This is a genomic window from Deltaproteobacteria bacterium HGW-Deltaproteobacteria-6 (genome assembly GCA_002840435.1).
In the GTDB taxonomy this organism is placed as follows: Bacteria; Desulfobacterota; Syntrophia; order Syntrophales; family Smithellaceae; genus UBA8904.
This window is the reverse complement of sequence record PHAT01000005.1, coordinates 718597-735412: the sequence shown is the minus strand read 5'-3', so window position 1 is coordinate 735412 and position 16816 is coordinate 718597. Positions and strand designations below refer to the sequence as shown.

Genomic DNA, 16816 nt, shown 5'->3' with positions numbered 1-16816 from the left:
ATGATTATCTCAAAAAATGCCCGGATATGTTTCAGTGAATGATTGTATCCGGGCATTACAATTTCCTGGAAAACTACGCCCGCTTTAACATCCGGTGTTCAAATTAATTTAATAAGTATCTGCAAAATGAACTGTAAGAAAAACAGCAGGATCATATCTTAGGTCATGGTAAAATTGGTCTTGACCGGCAAGGTCGTTCCTTGTATATACGCCCACCAATTCACATGAAGGTCCTGATCAAACGATGCCAAGCAAAAACAAAATATCCTCAACCGCCGGCCGCCGGACACAGGTGCGCAAGTCGGGTATTCACGGAAAGGGCGTCTACGCCGTCAAACCTATTCGGGAAGGCGAGAGAGTTCTGGAATACAAGGGAGAAATCATCACCTGGCGCAAGGCTCTGGCCCGGCACCCCCACGACCCCAGCCAGCCCAACCATACGTTTTACTTTCATCTGGACGACGGCCATGTCATCGACGCCAAGTACGACGGCAACTCGGCCCGGTGGATCAACCATTCCTGCGAGCCGAATCTGGAAGCCTGTCAGGACGGTTACCGCGTCTTTCTTAATGCTGTGCGCGATATCGACCCCGGCGAGGAACTCTTTTACGACTACAGCCTGACCATCGAAGGCCGTAAAACCACCAGGGTCAAAAAGGAACACGCCTGCCTGTGCGGCGCGGCCAATTGCCGTGGAACCATGCTGGACGTAAAAAGCTAGGCTTGGGGCACCAGGCCGCCTTGAAGCCCCGGGGGCACATGACGGCACATGGGATCTCGTCAACCGGAACCGAAGAGAACCGGCTGCCTATTCATATTTTGTCTGCAATGTTATTTTGCCACCGGATTATTCTCAACTTTCTGCAGTCAGGCATCCGCAATACCCGCGAACTGCTGCTTTTGTTAATAATCATCCATCAACACAGCCTCTTGACTTTTTCATGAATTAGACGCAAATATCAGTCTCAAGGAATTTAATTCGGCTCCCCTTGTATGGGTGATGGCATGAGGCAATAATTGAAACCCTGTTTCTGAAAGGAGATGTGGTTTAATGTTATCCATACCCGATCAATATTTTCATCAAATAAACCCATTCAAAATAAAGCTTATTGCCGCGAGCCGGCGGAACAGGGTCAGCTTTATATGGTCAATCATGTTGATTATCATTTGTTTTTCACCCGTCATTACCCATGCCGATGAGGCAGAAAAAAAACCTTACTATTTAAACATTTTTGCCGGTCAAATGACGACCAATCATTGGGAAAATTTTTTTGGTGTCGGTGAAGCGCTGGACTTTAAAAATTCCTATTTTGCGGCGGCCAGCATTGCCAGGCGGATAGGCGCCTTTAAAAAAATGGCGAGTTTTGAGATAGAAGGGCAAGTCGTCAAGCATTTTAACATTCAGAACCATTGGGAGCTGAACGCGCTTGTGACCGCCCGATGGGATGCGTTCTGGTGGGATAAATATATCGATACCAGTTTGGCTTTTGGACTTGGACCGTCTTACGCGACGGCGGACCCGGAAATTGAAATCATGAACGACGGAACGACGTCCAAGTGGCTGGCCTATTGGATGATGGAGTTAACCTTGGGGCTGCCTGAATACTCGCGCGTCTCTTTAATCACCCGTCTTCATCACCGGTCAAACGCCTATGGCCTTTTCGCGGATAAAGGCGGCTCCAATGCTCTGGCGATAGGACTGAAATACCGATTCTGACGGCCTGGAATGGCCCGCCCCGTTTCGTTGAACCTGCCCGATCAACAGCAAACATTTTGGGAAGAGGCGCACGGATGACTAATGCTTTTCCGGTCTGCGGATGCAATATGACCAGCCTTGCCGCGTGCAAAGCCTGGCGCGGCAGCACAAGGCTCTCCCGCAATCCGGCAGTAAATCCCCTGCTTGATGAAGGTGAGAAAAGCCGTTTCATCTCTCCCGTAAAGTTTATCACCCACAATCGGATAACCCATAGCCAACAGGTGCGCACGTATCTGATGAAGCCTTCCCGTTTCGGGAAAACACCGGACAAGCGACATATCACCGGCCGTGAGAATTTTCCGAAACCGTGTCAAAGCCTTTTGCAATCCTGCAGGATATGAAAAGCCAGTTTGACCAACTTCTCTGACTTGGCGCTACCGGATTTCCTTGACAGTCAAGTTCACGTTTCATATACTCGATATCGTAAAAAGATGTTTCTTAACAATTTTTCGATAATTTTATGATAACCATGCTGCTGAGTACCAGCGCTTGTCTGAACAATACCTCAAACGAATGTGAAAAACAGGGTTATGAGCAATAAAAAAATAAAATATTTGAAATACGCATACGGGTTGGTTTTAGGAATTTTCTTCCTTTTTGCGGCGGTATTCATCATAAACATGACTCTCAATCTTATTAGAATGCACTGCACCAGCCCGGCTGGGAAGAAGATAAATGACATCGTCATCAGCAAAGATGGTTTTGAATTTCGTGTTGTACCTCCTGAATATTACAACATACATTCTGCAGAGCCGGCTGATATTCTATTATATGGTGATTCCTGGACGTTCGGCTTCGGCGTTGCCCATGGTTACGCCTTTTCGGAATTGATTCGCGATCATTTCGGCAACAGGTATTCTGTGAAAATTGCGGGTAAAAACGGAAGTGACTTGGCAAGGCAGTATATCGCAATAAAAAATACTCCTTTCAAACCCCGCTTGAGCATCATTTTTTTCAATCTCGGTAACGACTATGAAGGGTCCATGATGCAAAGCCAGTATTGGAGTACCGACGAATATGTGACTTTCGGCGATGCGGACGGCAGTATTGTCATCAAACCTAGAGACGATTCACTTAAAAATGTCTTTAAATATGCCCCGGATTTTGCTTACATGAACAAATTTGTTGTAAGCAAGGATCTTATCAGAGACAGGTTGAATAACATAGCTTTCAAGCTAGGACTTAAGGAAGAGTTTCTTAATTATACATATTATCTCAAGCAGCATTTTTATTCCATCAATGGCGGATGGAAATATGTAATGAAGCATAAAGATCCCCAGATAGAGCGATGTGCCAACAATGGATATAAACTTATTGATGCCCTGTTTAATGATATGAAATCAAAACTCGATGGCAAGTTGATTGTTGTGTTACTCGAACCGCGGGAGTTTTACGGAATGGATATTTACCGTAGAATGTATGTCGTTGCTGCAGCGGAACGAGGAATTGATTACAATAATCTCGATTTCAATAAACCCAGAAAAAATGTGATATCAATACTTCAGAGGCATGGAATTAAATATATTGATGTGTACCCGACTATGGAAAAGGCCATACTAGACGGAAAAAACGTGTTCATCAACAATAATGATCACCCGAACTGGCTGGGGCATCGCGTTATTTACTCTGCCGTTATCGCAGAAATTGAGAAATTTATTGGCCGAGATAGATGAACTGCCGGAGGAGAATCTTCCTTTCCATGAAGATAGAACATGTTACAATATCTCTCTAGCAAGTTTGAGAAAAGAATTTTAGTGATTAAAATTTGGATACAAAGTTCAAGTTAAAAGTAACACCCCAGCAAACATTTTGGGAAGAGGCGCACGGATGACTAATGCTTTTCCGGTCTGCGGATGCAATATGACCAGCCTTGCCGCGTGCAAAGCCTGGCGCGGCAACACAAGGCTCTCCCGCAATCCGGCAGTAAAGCCCTGCTTGATGAAGGTGAGAAAAGCCGTTTCATCCCTTCCATAGAGTTTATCACCGACAATAGGATAACCTGCGGCCAGCAGGTGGGCGCGTATCTGATGAAGCCTCCCGGTTTCGGGAAAACACCGGACAAGCGACATATCACCGGCCGTGAGAATTTTCCGAAACCGTGTCAAAGCCTTTTGCACACCGCCCGGCCACGCTTTGTATTTCTTGCTCACGGCGGACTGGGTATCACGCCCTAATGGCAAATCAACGATCAACTCTTCATCAGGGAAATATCCATGCACCAGCGCCAGATACTCCTTTGATCCTTCTGCCAGCGCTTCGGATAGAACACCGGCCCGTCTCCCATCAAAGGCCAGGAGGATGACGCCCGATGTTTCGCGGTCGATGCGGTGCACCGGATAGACTTTACGCGCGCAGCGGTCCTCCAGCATTGCCGTCAGTGTGTGGTTGAAATATCGTCCCGATGGATGGACCGGCAGATTCCCTGTTTTATTGACAGCGACGAACCATTCATCTTCATGGAGGATCGTGAACTTTTCATCGACTTCCGGTTCAATGATCCCGCTGCCGTCCCAGGAAAGCACTTCCCCGCCTGTCAGCAATACTGCGGGATCGTAAACTGTGACATCATCCAGAGATAACTTACCGGCATGAATTTCCTGCTGCCATTGATCCTTTGTCAGATAAGAAAACCGGCTGGCACAATAACCGTCCAGATGTTGGACCGAGGGAAGGAGCGGAATCATGGATGTGATAATTCGCATTCTGGTCATATTCAAATACAAGAATTCTTTTGCATGGCGTTTTCCATTTCCCGGTCTGGAATCGTCGTACTCTTCAGCCGATAAGTTACTGCGGCGGCTATAGGGACGTCAAGACATATTCGAGAATGACGTCAACCTGTTTTGCCGCTGTAATGCTCACCCGGGGCGACAAAGCGGGATGGTCTGTTATATCGGATGTAAGATCGCCGACGATGACGAGGTTATTCCTGATTCTACGCACCCTAATCCGGTCCGTTTCCCCATAACCGCCAAGGCCGGAAGCGGCGACAATCAATTTTCCCATGGGTAATAGCTCCGAAACAAGCCGGCTCTTGGCCTCAGCACGGTCAAGACATTCAGCAACAATATCGCAATCACCGAAGATGTTTGTACCGTCACCCTCGCCAATCTTGACGGTAAGTGCCTCCACATCAAGCCCGGAATTGATTCTCAGCAGATTTATTTTGAGGGCGTCGACTTTTGCCATCCCCGTTTGATCAGTGAAATAGAATTGACGATCCAGGTTGGATGCCTCAACAATATCGAAATCAACCAGCTTGAGTCTCAAAAACCCGCAGCGCACCAGGTTTTGCGCACAGTTGGAACCCAGACCGCCGGCGCCGGCAATGCCGACTTTGACTGCCCGAAGTCTCTCAACACCTGCCGCGCCAATCTTTTGAATAAGAGAGGGTTCATAGATCATGGGGCACCCAATCGCTCAAGACCGGATCGTAACCCCTGGAGCGGATCAGTGCTGTCATTTGTTCGATGGTGCGATGATCCGCAATTTCAAACTGAGGCAAAGCGGCTTCCGCTGATGCCCGGTGGCCATGGCCTCCCACGGAGGTGACGGACCCGGCAGACATACGCGTAATCCCCAGGGGAATCAAATGATCACGAAACGTCTCCGTCTCTCGTGTCGAGAGCGAAATTCCGAGTCGCGGCAGAAACAGACGCAGGGACAGGATCGCCTGAACCAGATGAGAATCGGTCATGCCGCAGGCCCGTATAAAGGCGCCCTTGTGGGGCCTTAACCGCGGGACAGAGACTCCGATGTCGGCATCGGGAAAACGGTCCATAAGATAACGGGCATGACGCCCCAGGGCAAAGACTTCCTTACGCCAATCAGCAAGTCCCAGCAGGGCCCCGATATTGATTTGCCTCATATGGCTTGTGGCGGCCCGCTCCGGCGCATCCAGCCGAAAACGGTAGTCCTGTTTCGGCCCGGCAGGGTGTATGTCCCGATAAACGGATTCATCATATGTTTCCTGATATAGCGTCAGACCGTCCACCCCCCGCTCGATCAGCGCGGCATATTCCGCTTTTGAGAGGGGATAGATTTCAATCGCGATGGAATGAAAATATTTTTTCAAAACGGCTACGCAATCGCCAATATACCGGACGGGACTTTGCTTCCGCGACTCCCCCGTTAAAATCAGAAGATGCCTTAACCCCGTTGCGGCAATAACGGCCCCTTCCCGGTCCACCTCGCCCAGGCTGAGCGTCCTTCGGGGAAACGGATTCAAAGCGCTGAAACTGCAATACGTGCAGCGGTTCTCACAATAGTCCGACAGGTACAGGGGTGTATAGAGCTGGAGCGTTCTGCCAAAATGCCGCAGGGTCAGATCTTGTGAAAGCCGCGCCATCTGTTCCAGATAAACGCCCGCCGCGGGCGACAGCAAAGCCAGAAAGTCATCCGCCCCGGGATAATCCTTAGCCAGAGCCCGCTCCACGTCGGTTCCGGAAACTGAGGTCATCGTGTGATCGATCTTTGCATCACTGTATTGATTTAAGATAGGATAGAAGCTCATAAGTCTCTATTGGTCCCTCAACGATTATTTTTCACCGGTATCCCCGTGCAAAAATCCCGTCAGCGGCGAAGAAGCCCTTGCCGTTTCGGTCTGCCGGGCCATGCCATTCACATAGGCCATGCGGCCGGCATCTACGGCCAGCTTGAAAGCCGCGGCCATATTGACGGGATTGGGGGCAATGGCAATGGCTGTATTGACCAGCACGGCATCACACCCCATTTCCATGCATTCGCAAGCGTGGGACGGTTTACCCAGACCGGCATCGACAATAACGGGGATGGGAATCTCCCGGATCATGATCTCTACAAGTTCTTTTGTCCGAAGGCCGCGGCTGGAGCCAATAGGTGAGCCCAGTGGCATGACGGCAGCAGCGCCGCAATCAACAAATCGACGAGCCATGGACAAATCGGGGTTCATGTAAGGCAAAACGACAAACCCTTCCCTGACGAGACTCTCCGTCGCCCGCAGCGTCTCCAGGTTATCGGGCAAAAGGTATTTGTTGTCCGCAACGACTTCAATTTTAATCCAATCGCCGGCGCCCGCCGCGCGGGCCAAGCGGGCGATCCTGATCGCCTCGTCGGCATTTCGGGCGCCCGATGTGTTAGCCATGACAATGCACTCCGGGGGGAGAAAATCGAGGATGCTTCCCGATATCGCCCCGGCATCCACCCGTCTTAAGGCCACGGTAACAATATGGGCCCCTGATGCTGCAAGGGCCTCCCTCATCACGTCATTGCCGGGAAACTTTCCCGTGCCGACCAAAAGGCGGCTTTCAATCCTTCGTCCCGCTATTTCCAATCTGTCTTTCACTTTCAACCTCCTCCGACAAAACTGACGATCTCGATGGCGTCGTCATCGTTTAACAAAACCGTTCTCCATTGGTTGCGGGGTATGATCCGCAGATTCAACTCCACGACAACCCGCTCCGGTATGAGTCCCTTGCCAACGATCAACTGTTCAAGATTAACGGCTCCCTCTATCGCAGCCGGCGTGCCGTTGATGCGTATCCGCATATTCTTTCCTCCTACTTTTCCGGGCCATTCAAAAACATCCGGCCGGAAGCCCCCGTTAGCTTTCGTTTGTACCATCCTGTTCTTTCCACCACATCTTCCGCCTCCATGATATCCCTGATCAAAGCCACATTCGTCGCTCCTTTCTTGATGAGAATATCCAGATTGGCAGTCTGAATGCCGCCGATAAAAAAAACGGGCTTCGACGTGATGGCAACGATCTGACGGATATCCGCCGTTCCAATATGATAACTTTTTGTTTTGGTCTGAAAGACGGGGCCAAAGGCAAGATAATCGACATCCCGGGCAAGGGCTTCACGAAACTGATCGGGGTTGTGAGTCGACAGGCCGATAATCCTGCGGGGTCCGACAATGCGCCGAACCGTATCGACACTGCATGCGGTCAGATCTTCCTGCCCCATATGGACGCCGTCGGCGTCAAGGTCCACGGCAAGACGGGGATCGTCATTGACGATGAAAATGATGCCGCTTTTCCGGCACAAGCAGGAAAGGGCGGTTCCTAAAGCTGATAATTCCTGAGGCGACATATCCTTCTCCCGCATTTGAAGAATATCGATGCCTCCGGCAATAGCCCATTTTGCGATCTCCAGGGGGCCCCGGCCGCTGCCGCATGCCCCGCTGAGAACAAGATAGAGACTCCCTGGATTAATTTTCTTTTTTCCACCCATAAATAAATACCCCTTATGCCACGGTTCAATTGCATAAGGGGTATTTATTCTTGCGATCCCTACGCCGGCATGATCCGGATCAGGTAATGAGGGTCTTTCGCTTACTTACGAAACTCTCAGGCCGAAAACACGGCCTCCCCTTATGCAGTATGTTAATGCCGCGTAGCATAGCTTACAGCGTCTGTCAATCATTTGGGTTGATTTAGGGACCATGCAAAACAACAGGCTCAAGATGCCGGCTTCCGCGCCGGTACCCTTCGATACTGCTTTTCAACTATTTCTATTTTACTGTTTTTCGGCTTTCAGTTGCCTGACCAGAAAGCTGTCCAGTTGATTGGCAAAGGCCTGGCGGTCTTTCTTGCTGAAGGCGGCGGGACCGCCGGTGATCATGCCGTTATCCCGCAGCTCGCCCAGCAAGTCACGCATGGCCAGCCGGTCTTTGATGTTGTGCTCCGTGTAAAGCATGCCGCGGGGATTCATGGCAAACGCATTTTTAGCCACCACCCGGTCGGCCAGCGGGATGTCCGCTGTGATAACCAGATCACCCGGCTGGACCAATTGGGCGATGCGGTCATCGGCCACGTCCGGCCCTTCGGGAACCAGGATCAAAGACAGATGGGCCAGCTTCTCCAGGCGCAACGGCTTGTTGGCCACGAAGATCAGGGGAATACTCAGGCGCAGCGACGCTTTAATCAGGATGTCTCTGATCACATTTGGAAAGGCATCCGCATCAATAAATATCTGCATAAAACCTCTGTCTTCATTTGCGCATGACCGGTCCTGCGCGTCAACTTGTGTTCTTACCATTAATCAGCCGGAAAAGAAATCATCGCGGCGGGTTTTCGGGCAAGATGTTTAATTTCATCTTCCCTTTTTCATTCAGGAAGTATACAAACATAAACGTCTGCATTCCGCTCACGGTATACAGACTGCATTAAATTTTGAATCATTCATCAAAGCGGATTTCCGGCAGGCTTCCGGATTTGAGGTAAATGGCATGAGTGAGAAGATCAAGATCGAAAAACTTCAAAAGCAGATAGCCCGTCTTCGTGAACGGGTCCGGAAACTGGAAACCGCCGAGGCGCTCTGGAAAAAGGCGGAGGAGAATCTCCAGCAATCCGAACGGCAATACCGGACGATTTTTGAAAATACCGGCGCGGCAACGATCGTCATCGATCAGGATACGACGATCACCATGGTCAATACGGAATATGAGAAACTTACCGGAATTTCCCGGGAAGACGTCGAGGGCAAACGAAGCTGGAAGGATTTCATTTACCGCGAAGACCTGGAAAATATGGTTAATTACCATTACCGGAGGCGCAACGATCCCACCCTGGCGCCCCGGAACTACGAGGCCCGCGTCCTCAACAAGCAAGGTGAAGTCCGTTACTGCTATTTGACCGTGGCCGTCATTCCCGGCACCAACCAGAGTGTCGCCTCCCTTCTGGACATCACGGAACGGATCAATGCCGAGGAAGCCCTCCGGGCAGGCGAAGAGAAGTACCGTCTTCTCGTCGAGACGATGAACGACGGCCTCGGCGTCCAGGATGAACACGGGTTGGTCACCTATGTGAATGACCGGATGTGTCAGATGATCGGCTACCCGCGTGAAGAGCTGATCGGCCGTTCCGTCATCGAACTTATTGAGAGAGCCTACCGGAAAGTCTGGCTGGATCATCTCATGCGACGTCAGGATCAATACAGCCCCTACGAGGTGGCCTGGCGGAAAAAGGACGGCGGGACCATCTTCACCATCGTTTCGCCAAAACCGCTTTACGGCGCCAAAGGCCGATATGAGGGCACATTCGCCATTTTTACGGACATCACGGAAAGAAAAAAAGCCGAGGAGGCGATCCGCCATTCTGAAGAAAAATTCGCCAAGGCCTTCCGATCCAGTCCCGATGCCATGACCATCAGCACTTTAGAAAACGGGCGGTTCATTGATGTCAACGACACCTTCCTGCGCATCACCGGCCGGACCCGTGAGGAAACCATCGACCATACGTCTGTTGAACTCAATGTCTGGCCCTCCGAGGAGTATCGCCGCGGACTGATCAACAAACTTCTGGATCGGGGAGGGCTGCAAAACGAAGAAGTCTTTTTTCAGCCTAAGTCCGGGGAAACCCGGATGGGAATCTATTCCGCCGATGTCATCGAACTGGGCGGAGAAACATGCATCATCTCCGTCTTTGCCGATGTGACGGAGCAGAAGCGTCTGGAAAACGAAATTCTCGCCATCAGCGAGCGCGAAAGGCAGCAAATCGGCCAGGACCTCCACGATGATCTGCAACAGCACCTCATCGGGATTGAAGCCATGGGCATGCTGCTGGCCAAACGTCTGCGCGCACTGGACTTGCCGGAAGCCGATATTTCCGGCGAAATCGTTAAACTGATCCGGGGCGCCATCACCAAAACGAGGACCCTGGCGCGCGGGCTGTGCCCGATCTATCTTGATGAAAATACCCTGGCGCCTGCTGTCCGGGAATTTGCCGCCCATGTGAAGAGCATCTTCGGCGTATCCTGCAAAGTATTCATGGGAAAGACCGTGTCGATCAGGGATAATACGACGGCGGCCCACCTGTATCATATCATCCAGGAATCGGTAAACAACGCCATTCGACATGGCAAAGCCACGGCGATCGAGATCCGCATGGTGTCGCGAAACAATATCATCCGGCTGTCCATCGTCGATGACGGAATGGGAATCTCCGTGGCAAAGGGCAAGAAAAAAGGCTTGGGGCTCAGCATCATGAGTTATCGCGCCAGGATGATCGGGGGAGAAATAGAAGTCCGGAACAATTCAAAAGGAGGCACAACGATCCAATGTCTCGTAAAGCAAAAGTGATGATCGTGGAGGATCACCCCATATTCCGCAAGGGGCTTGCCCAGCTGATCAATGAAGAAAAGGACATGGAGATCTGCGGAGAGGCCGAAGACGTCATCGAAGCGAAGAAGATTCTCGTCAAGGCTCGACCGGATATGATGATCGTTGATCTCACCCTGAAGGGCGTCAGCGGCCTGAATCTGATCAAGGATTTTCATGAACATCTTCCGGATCTCCCGATTCTTGTCCTTTCCATGCATGATGAATCCATCTACGCGGAGCGGGTTCTCCGGGCCGGAGCCAGGGGATACATCATGAAGCAGGAGATGACCGATAAGGTTATTGTGGCGATCCGCCACGTTCTGGCGGGAAAGATGTTCTTCAGCGAATCCGTCGTCGAATCATTCCTCGGCATGATGACGGGAAAACCGGCGGCGTCTCCTCAAAATCCCATCGATACCCTTTCGGACCGGGAGCTGGAAGTGTTCACGCTTATCGGCAAAGGAACAGGCCGGAAGGAAATCGGGGATAAACTTCATGTCAGCATCAAAACCGTCGGAACCTACCGGGAAAAAATCAAAATGAAGCTGGGCATCAAAAGCTCGCCGGAACTGGTCCGCCGGGCGGTGGAATGGGTTCAGGAACAGGGAGAGTAAAAGCGTCACGATAGGTCTTTTGCCTATACCATACCCATCCTTTCATGCACCTTTTAAACAGCATCGTGCGGATTTTCAAATGTTTGCCTCCCGTTTATCTTATGGCCGTCAAGGGAACATAATTTAAATCGGGAGGGAAGCCATGAAACACAGAGAAGAATACGCGAATAAAAAGGTCGGCGCCGAAGAAGCAGCGAAAGTCATCAAATCCGGAGACTGGGTTGACTATGGACACTTTGCCTGTTCGCCCACCTATATGGACAAATATCTGGCCTTGCGGGTCGATGAACTGGACAATGTCAAAGTCCGCGCCGTAACGTTCCCGGGACTGGCCGCCGTGGCAACCGCTGATCCGACACGCGGGAAATTTCATTACAACAATTGGCATTTCGGGGGAGGAGACCGCATCCTCCACGACAAGGGGCTTTGCAATTACATTCCCCTACTTTACCACGAGGGCCCGTCCCTTTACGACCTGGTTGATTCCGATGTCTTCATGGTCAAAGTGGCGCCCATGAACGCCAAGGGATACTTCAACTTCGGACCGTCCAACTCCATCTCCAAATCCATCGCCGATCACACCAAAACGGTCATCGTCGAAGTCAATGACCGAGTTCCATATTGCTGCGGCGGACTGAATGAATCGATTCACATCTCCGAAGTCGATTTCATCGTTGAGTCGGACAACAAGCCCCTCATTTCCGTTCCCCTTCCGGCCATTTCAGAAGTGGATGAGAAGATCGCTTCCATCATTGTCAACGAGCTTGTTGACGGAGCCTGCATCCAGCTGGGCATCGGGGCCATGCCCAACGCCGTCGGGATGCTCATCGCCAAATCCGATCTGAAGGATCTGGGCGTTCACACGGAAATGCTCGTGGATTCCTTCGTGGATATGTATGAGGCAGGACGCGTGACCAACAGGAAAAAAGGCGTGGATGCGGGTAAAATGGTTTACACGTTTGCCCTGGGCAGCCAGAAGCTCTATGATTTTCTGGATCACAACCCCTGCTGCGCTTCCTATTCCGTTGATTATACCAACAAACCCGAACGGATCGCGTCCAATGATAATATGATGGCCATCAATAATGCCGTTGAAGTTGATCTCTACGGCCAGGTTTCTTCGGAATCAACGGGAATGCGTCAGATTTCGGGAACCGGCGGACAGTTTGATTACATCTACGGGGCCTACCATTCCAAGGGCGGAAAGTCCTTTATCTGTCTTTCCTCGACCAAAAAAGATAAACACGGAAATCTCAAATCGCGCATCCGTCCCTTCCTGGAGCCGGGTTCCATCGTCACCATTCCGAGGACAATTTCCCACTACATCGTTACGGAATACGGCACGGCTATCATGAAGGGCAGGAGCACCTGGGAGCGCGCGGAAGCCTTGATCAATATTGCCCATCCCGACTTCCGTGAAGAGCTGATTCAGGATGCGGAAAAGATGGGGATCTGGCGGCGTTCCAACAAAAAAGATGCCTCTAAACTTGCGGCGTAAAACTGAAAAAAGATTTTGCTGTCATGTTGCCTGTGTGCTTGTTGTGGGAAGGCTCAAACAAGCACACAGGTATTGGTCTTAGAAAGCTCAAATAAAATTCCTTTTCAGGAGAGATTCATAATACGTATGGGAGGCAGACAGAGCCCGCACCGCCTGTTCCGACGTCTCAAAGATGGGAATTTTATGTTTGGCGCGAATGGCAATCGATTTGGCGATGGCGTTCGGCGTGTAAATGGCCGCAGGCTTGTCGTAATGCTTGCACATCTTCAAGAGCTCGTGCAGACAATCGATCACAAAAGTCTGCCAGACGCTGAGCAGCGGCAAAAGACCGTCCACTTCGTCCGCCGATAAAAGAATTTCAAAAATATCCAGATAAGTCTGCGGCGGCGCGGGGCCGATATCCACGGGATTTTTAATATTGAAAACCTGGCCGGCTTTTTTCAGTCTCTCCTGGGTCTGCGGGGCAAGGTGCGCCAACTGCAGGCCCGCCTGCACCAGCAGGTCTGCGGCAATGCTGCCGAAGGCGCCGGAGTTGGTGAAAGCTGCTATTCGCTTCCCTTTTAACAGGGGCATTTCGGTAAACATCTTGGGAAGCGAATGGAGTTCGTCGATCGTCTGAAGACGGATAATCCCCGCCTGTCGGCAGGCGGCATCAAAAATTGAATCGTTGTTGGCCATTCCCGCCGTATGCGACATGGCGGCCATTGCCCCTTCTTTCGTTTTGCCCACTTTATAAATCAGAACGGGCTTGCGGGATCTTGCCGCGGCCTCCATGAGTTTGCGGCCGTCAGCGACATTCTCCAGGTAGATGCCGATGACTTCGGTTGCGTCCTTTTGAAAATAATCGATCAGGTCTGCTTCGTCCACATCGCATTTGTTCCCGATGCTGACCACCTTGTTGATGCCGACCAGATCATAGTAAAGGGATTCCATCACCAAGACGGCCACACCGCCGCTCTGAATGATGTAGGACATCGTGCCCGGCGACTCAAAGACCTGATTCATCTCCACCAGGCTGGGATTGACGCCGTAAAAACTGCAAAATTTATTGCGTGTGCTCAGCGTTCCCAGGCAGTTGGGTCCCATGATGCGGATGCCGTTTTTGCGGGCAACATCGTCCATTTCGCACTGCATCGCCTCGCCCGTTTCTCCACCCTCCGAGAAACCGGCGCTCTCAATGATGATGCGTTTGATGCCCTTTTGCGCGCAGTCCTGGATAATACCGGGAACGTTTCGCGCCGCTATAATAATGATGGCCAGATCGGGTGTTTCCGGCAAATCCAGAACCGATGAATAACCCGCACAGCCATTCACCATCTCGCCTTTGGAATTGACGGCATAGACGGCTCCGGTATAGCTGAGATAATCCTTCAGCATGTTACAGATTGTGGCTCCCAGATTGAAGGAAGAATTCGAGGCGCCGATAACAACGACGGATTTTGGATCGAAGAAGAGCTCCATGCATACCTGCCTGATATAGAATTATGCGACGATCAACCACCTTGCAGCAAGCGAAGGCTTATTAACGCTCATCCCGCAACGGCGGGATTAAAAAGTGCAAAACTTTCCGTTTTTGTCAAGAAGGAAAACCACCGTTCCGGAACGGGATGGTATTTTACAAGCTTGTCTGACGCCCCGGGGCATCAGACAAGTCACGATGGATCCGTCCCGCAACACCCGTCAGCCGCGGATCAGACCGCGAAACCGGGCATATTGAACCATGCGGGCAAAAGCGAACATCGCGCGCTCCGGCGTGGGATAGCACGGCACGCGAAGTTTCGCGAACCCCTCGTGAATGTGGCTGATCTCTTTTGCCGTCCCGCCGTAATAACTGGCATAGACGGGTTTGTGCGGATGTCGGCTGAAAATATCGGCAAAGGCTTCGGCAATGTCAAACACGCTTTCCGGCATGAGCACGAAGGTAATCAAAAGGGCATCCACATCCTTCTGGTTCAAAAGGCTCGAGGCGATGCGGCTGGATGCTTTTTTCGATCCATGCTGTTCAATGGCGGACCAGGTATCAATGGGATTGCGCACCGGCGCCCAGGGCGGAATCACCTCCGCCAGTTGCTTAAGTGTGGCGGGCTGAAGCGCGGGTAGAACAATCCCGTATTCCTCGGCGGCATCAGTGGCCGCAACACAGCCCATGCCCGTAATGGAGAGCACCCCCATGCGGTTTCCCCGCGGCAGGGGAAGCTTTTCAAACGCTGACAGGGTATCGAAGAAGGCTTCGGAATTATGCACGCGGACAAGCCCCGTCCTGCGGCAAACCGCGTCAAATACGGCGTCCGACCCGGCAAGCGATCCGGTATGCGAGGCAACGGCAGCCGCCCCGGCTTCGCTTCGGCCGGCTTTCATCACCACCACGGGTTTTTGCCTGGCAGCCGCGGACGCGGCTTTCACAAAACGTCTCCCGTCAATAACGCCTTCCAGATACATGCCGATAGTGCCGGTCTCGGAATCATCCGTCAGAAATTCCAGAAGGTCGCTTTCATTGATGTCGCCCTTATTGCCGATGCACGCCACCTTGGCCAGCCCGAAAGGTTTGGTGTCTTCTATCCAGCGCGCCCAGCCCGAGGAAAAAACGCCGGACTGCCCGATGATGGACACCCCGCCAGGCTTAATCGGATCAAGACCGACAATCGACGTGGCCAGGCCGGCCCGCGGATTGAGCGTGCCGATGCTGTTTGGCCCCATGATCCGGATGCCGGCCCTTCTTCCCTGATCGATGATGACTTTCTGCTCTTTCGCGCCTGCTTCTCCCATATCCGAGTAACCGCCCGTGCTCAGGATGATGTTGGTGACCCCCTTAGCGGCGCAGTCCGAAAGCGCTTCAGGCACGGCGGTTTTGGGGATGACGATCATGGCCAGATCCACAGGCCCGGGCACGTCACGGACCCTCGGATAGGCCCTGAGCCCGAGAATTTCCCTGGCGGTGGGATTAATGGGATGCAGGCCGCCCTTAAAACCGGCTTTGAGCAAATTGCGCAGAATGATGTTGCCCCCTTTGCCGGGGCTTCTGGAAGCGCCGATCACGGCCATGGAGGACGGATTGAAGAAAGGCGCTACCGTTCCCGGATCCGTGCGCTTTCGTGGAGATACGGCGGGACTCCCGGCAAGCCGCACCAACGCGTCAACGGCTATGGCCCCATCCGGATAAGCAATGAAAGGATTGACATCAATTTCGGAAATGTCCGGCCGGCTGTGGATGAGTCCCGAAAGAGCGGCAACGGCCTTTGCTACCGCGCCGAGGTCGAGAGGTTCCTGACCGCGATAGCCTGTAAGCAGCGCCATGCCTTTAAGACGCCGGATCATCGCCAGCGCGCTTTTTTCATCCACAGGGGCCAGGTCGATTACCGAATCTCGGAAGACTTCGGTAAAAATACCACCAATGCCCACCAGCACAACGGGTCCGAAGACGGAATCCCGCCTGGCTCCCAGAATCAACTCCGTCCCGGACTTCACCATCTTCTGAACCAGCAGCGCGTGGGGAACATCGGAAAAGTTTTTTTTCATCTCACGGCAGGCGAAGCCAAGCGATGCGGCATCCCTGATGTTGAGCACGACACCGCCCCGCTCTGTCTTGTGCGGAACAGCTTCGGAACAAATCTTCAGGACCACCGGAAAGCCCAGTCTCTCTGCCGCGGACTGCGCTTCGGATTCATCATGCGCCAGAACACCGTCTGTGACGGGAATTCCTGACTGTCTGAGCAGGGTTGCTCCTTCAAATTCGTTGAGTGTGGTGATGTTGTTTTTCAACCTGAAATACCTCCTGACATGAGCCGGCGCCTTTGCACTATCATTCCGGGCCATCCGGCATAGAGCGTGAGAATCCTTCCAGCCTGATGGACAAAGGCGCCCCGGCCA

16 protein-coding genes and 1 riboswitch are annotated in these 16816 nt (G+C 52.0%); of the genes, 7 read left to right on the top strand and 9 right to left on the bottom strand.

The annotated features are described in order from the left end of the window. Nucleotides 1-244: 244 nt before the first annotated feature. The 4 genes from CVU71_13555 to CVU71_13540 all read left to right on the top strand — a co-directional run bounded on the left by CVU71_13555 (nt 245) and on the right by CVU71_13540 (nt 3429). On the top strand, nt 245-721 hold the full coding sequence (locus CVU71_13555) for an SET domain-containing protein-lysine N-methyltransferase (protein ID PKN18507.1): 477 nt from the start codon (nt 245-247) through the stop codon (nt 719-721). Between the two features lie 330 nt (nt 722-1051). After that, a complete protein-coding gene (locus CVU71_13550; GenBank protein ID PKN18506.1) occupies nt 1052-1717 on the top strand; it encodes a hypothetical protein in 666 nt (221 codons plus the stop codon). A gap of 74 nt (nt 1718-1791) precedes the next feature. Further along, nucleotides 1792-2097, top strand: a complete 306-nt coding sequence (locus CVU71_13545; protein PKN18505.1) for a hypothetical protein — start codon at nt 1792-1794, stop codon at nt 2095-2097. A 189-nt stretch (nt 2098-2286) separates the two neighbouring features. Then, nucleotides 2287-3429 carry a hypothetical protein gene (locus tag CVU71_13540; protein PKN18504.1) on the top strand — a complete coding sequence of 381 codons (1143 nt, stop codon included), beginning with the start codon at nt 2287-2289 and terminating at the stop codon, nt 3427-3429. A gap of 105 nt (nt 3430-3534) precedes the next feature. Here CVU71_13540 and CVU71_13535 read toward each other — a convergent pair whose 3' ends face one another. The 7 genes from CVU71_13535 to CVU71_13505 form a co-directional block, all read right to left on the bottom strand. Beyond that, nucleotides 3535-4467, bottom strand: coding sequence for a hypothetical protein (locus tag CVU71_13535; protein ID PKN18503.1), 933 nt, complete (start codon nt 4465-4467; stop codon nt 3535-3537). Between the two features lie 88 nt (nt 4468-4555). Next, nucleotides 4556-5161, bottom strand: a complete 606-nt coding sequence (gene thiF, locus CVU71_13530; GenBank protein ID PKN18502.1) for a thiamine biosynthesis protein ThiF — start codon at nt 5159-5161, stop codon at nt 4556-4558. Further along, nucleotides 5151-6269, bottom strand: a complete 1119-nt coding sequence (locus tag CVU71_13525) for a 2-iminoacetate synthase ThiH (GenBank protein ID PKN18501.1) — start codon at nt 6267-6269, stop codon at nt 5151-5153. Before CVU71_13525 ends, thiF begins: the two co-directional genes overlap by 11 nt. Nucleotides 6270-6293: 24 nt before the next feature. Continuing rightward, nucleotides 6294-7079, bottom strand: a complete 786-nt coding sequence (locus CVU71_13520; GenBank protein PKN18500.1) for a thiazole synthase — start codon at nt 7077-7079, stop codon at nt 6294-6296. Nucleotides 7080-7081: 2 nt separating this feature from the next. Next, nucleotides 7082-7282 (bottom strand): thiamine biosynthesis protein ThiS, encoded by a 201-nt coding sequence (gene thiS / locus CVU71_13515; GenBank protein PKN18499.1) that lies wholly within the window; start codon nt 7280-7282, stop codon nt 7082-7084. 11 nt (nt 7283-7293) lie between these two features. Next, on the bottom strand, nt 7294-7968 hold the full coding sequence (gene thiE / locus CVU71_13510) for a thiamine phosphate synthase (GenBank protein ID PKN18498.1): 675 nt from the start codon (nt 7966-7968) through the stop codon (nt 7294-7296). Nucleotides 7969-8008: 40 nt separating this feature from the next. Then, a riboswitch (TPP riboswitch) is annotated at nt 8009-8119 on the bottom strand. A 134-nt stretch (nt 8120-8253) separates the two neighbouring features. Further along, nucleotides 8254-8715 (bottom strand): YaiI/YqxD family protein, encoded by a 462-nt coding sequence (locus tag CVU71_13505; GenBank protein PKN18728.1) that lies wholly within the window; start codon nt 8713-8715, stop codon nt 8254-8256. 250 nt (nt 8716-8965) lie between these two features. On the opposite strand from CVU71_13505, the gene CVU71_13500 reads away from it, so the two are divergent. From CVU71_13500 to CVU71_13490, 3 genes are all read left to right on the top strand, one after another. Next, nucleotides 8966-10816 (top strand): hypothetical protein, encoded by a 1851-nt coding sequence (locus CVU71_13500; protein ID PKN18497.1) that lies wholly within the window; start codon nt 8966-8968, stop codon nt 10814-10816. Next, complete coding sequence (locus tag CVU71_13495; protein ID PKN18496.1) at nt 10795-11451, top strand: DNA-binding response regulator; 657 nt, start codon at nt 10795-10797, stop codon at nt 11449-11451. Before CVU71_13500 ends, CVU71_13495 begins: the two co-directional genes overlap by 22 nt. A 142-nt stretch (nt 11452-11593) precedes the next feature. Then, nucleotides 11594-12949 carry a 4-hydroxybutyrate CoA-transferase gene (locus tag CVU71_13490; protein ID PKN18495.1) on the top strand — a complete coding sequence of 452 codons (1356 nt, stop codon included), beginning with the start codon at nt 11594-11596 and terminating at the stop codon, nt 12947-12949. A gap of 87 nt (nt 12950-13036) precedes the next feature. Here CVU71_13490 and CVU71_13485 read toward each other — a convergent pair whose 3' ends face one another. Both CVU71_13485 and CVU71_13480 read right to left on the bottom strand, forming a co-directional pair. Continuing rightward, complete coding sequence (locus tag CVU71_13485; GenBank protein ID PKN18494.1) at nt 13037-14410, bottom strand: hypothetical protein; 1374 nt, start codon at nt 14408-14410, stop codon at nt 13037-13039. 219 nt (nt 14411-14629) lie between these two features. Then, nucleotides 14630-16762 carry a hypothetical protein gene (locus CVU71_13480; GenBank protein PKN18493.1) on the bottom strand — a complete coding sequence of 711 codons (2133 nt, stop codon included), beginning with the start codon at nt 16760-16762 and terminating at the stop codon, nt 14630-14632. Nucleotides 16763-16816 lie beyond the last annotated feature (54 nt).

Excerpts from the sequence above, each read along its gene's own strand:
- CVU71_13555 (PKN18507.1), top strand. The coding sequence starts at position 245 with ATGCCAAGCAAAAACAAAATATCCTCAACCGCCGGCCGCCGGACACAG.
- CVU71_13550 (PKN18506.1), top strand. The coding sequence starts at position 1,052 with ATGTTATCCATACCCGATCAATATTTTCATCAAATAAACCCATTCAAA.
- CVU71_13545 (PKN18505.1), top strand. The coding sequence starts at position 1,792 with ATGACTAATGCTTTTCCGGTCTGCGGATGCAATATGACCAGCCTTGCC.
- CVU71_13540 (PKN18504.1), top strand. The coding sequence starts at position 2,287 with ATGAGCAATAAAAAAATAAAATATTTGAAATACGCATACGGGTTGGTT.
- CVU71_13535 (PKN18503.1), bottom strand. The coding sequence starts at position 4,467 with ATGACCAGAATGCGAATTATCACATCCATGATTCCGCTCCTTCCCTCG.
- thiF (PKN18502.1), bottom strand. The coding sequence starts at position 5,161 with ATGATCTATGAACCCTCTCTTATTCAAAAGATTGGCGCGGCAGGTGTT.
- CVU71_13525 (PKN18501.1), bottom strand. The coding sequence starts at position 6,269 with ATGAGCTTCTATCCTATCTTAAATCAATACAGTGATGCAAAGATCGAT.
- thiS (PKN18499.1), bottom strand. The coding sequence starts at position 7,282 with ATGCGGATACGCATCAACGGCACGCCGGCTGCGATAGAGGGAGCCGTT.
- thiE (PKN18498.1), bottom strand. The coding sequence starts at position 7,968 with ATGGGTGGAAAAAAGAAAATTAATCCAGGGAGTCTCTATCTTGTTCTC.
- CVU71_13505 (PKN18728.1), bottom strand. The coding sequence starts at position 8,715 with ATGCAGATATTTATTGATGCGGATGCCTTTCCAAATGTGATCAGAGAC.
- CVU71_13500 (PKN18497.1), top strand. The coding sequence starts at position 8,966 with ATGAGTGAGAAGATCAAGATCGAAAAACTTCAAAAGCAGATAGCCCGT.
- CVU71_13495 (PKN18496.1), top strand. The coding sequence starts at position 10,795 with ATGTCTCGTAAAGCAAAAGTGATGATCGTGGAGGATCACCCCATATTC.
- CVU71_13490 (PKN18495.1), top strand. The coding sequence starts at position 11,594 with ATGAAACACAGAGAAGAATACGCGAATAAAAAGGTCGGCGCCGAAGAA.
- CVU71_13485 (PKN18494.1), bottom strand. The coding sequence starts at position 14,410 with ATGGAGCTCTTCTTCGATCCAAAATCCGTCGTTGTTATCGGCGCCTCG.
- CVU71_13480 (PKN18493.1), bottom strand. The coding sequence starts at position 16,762 with ATGGCCCGGAATGATAGTGCAAAGGCGCCGGCTCATGTCAGGAGGTAT.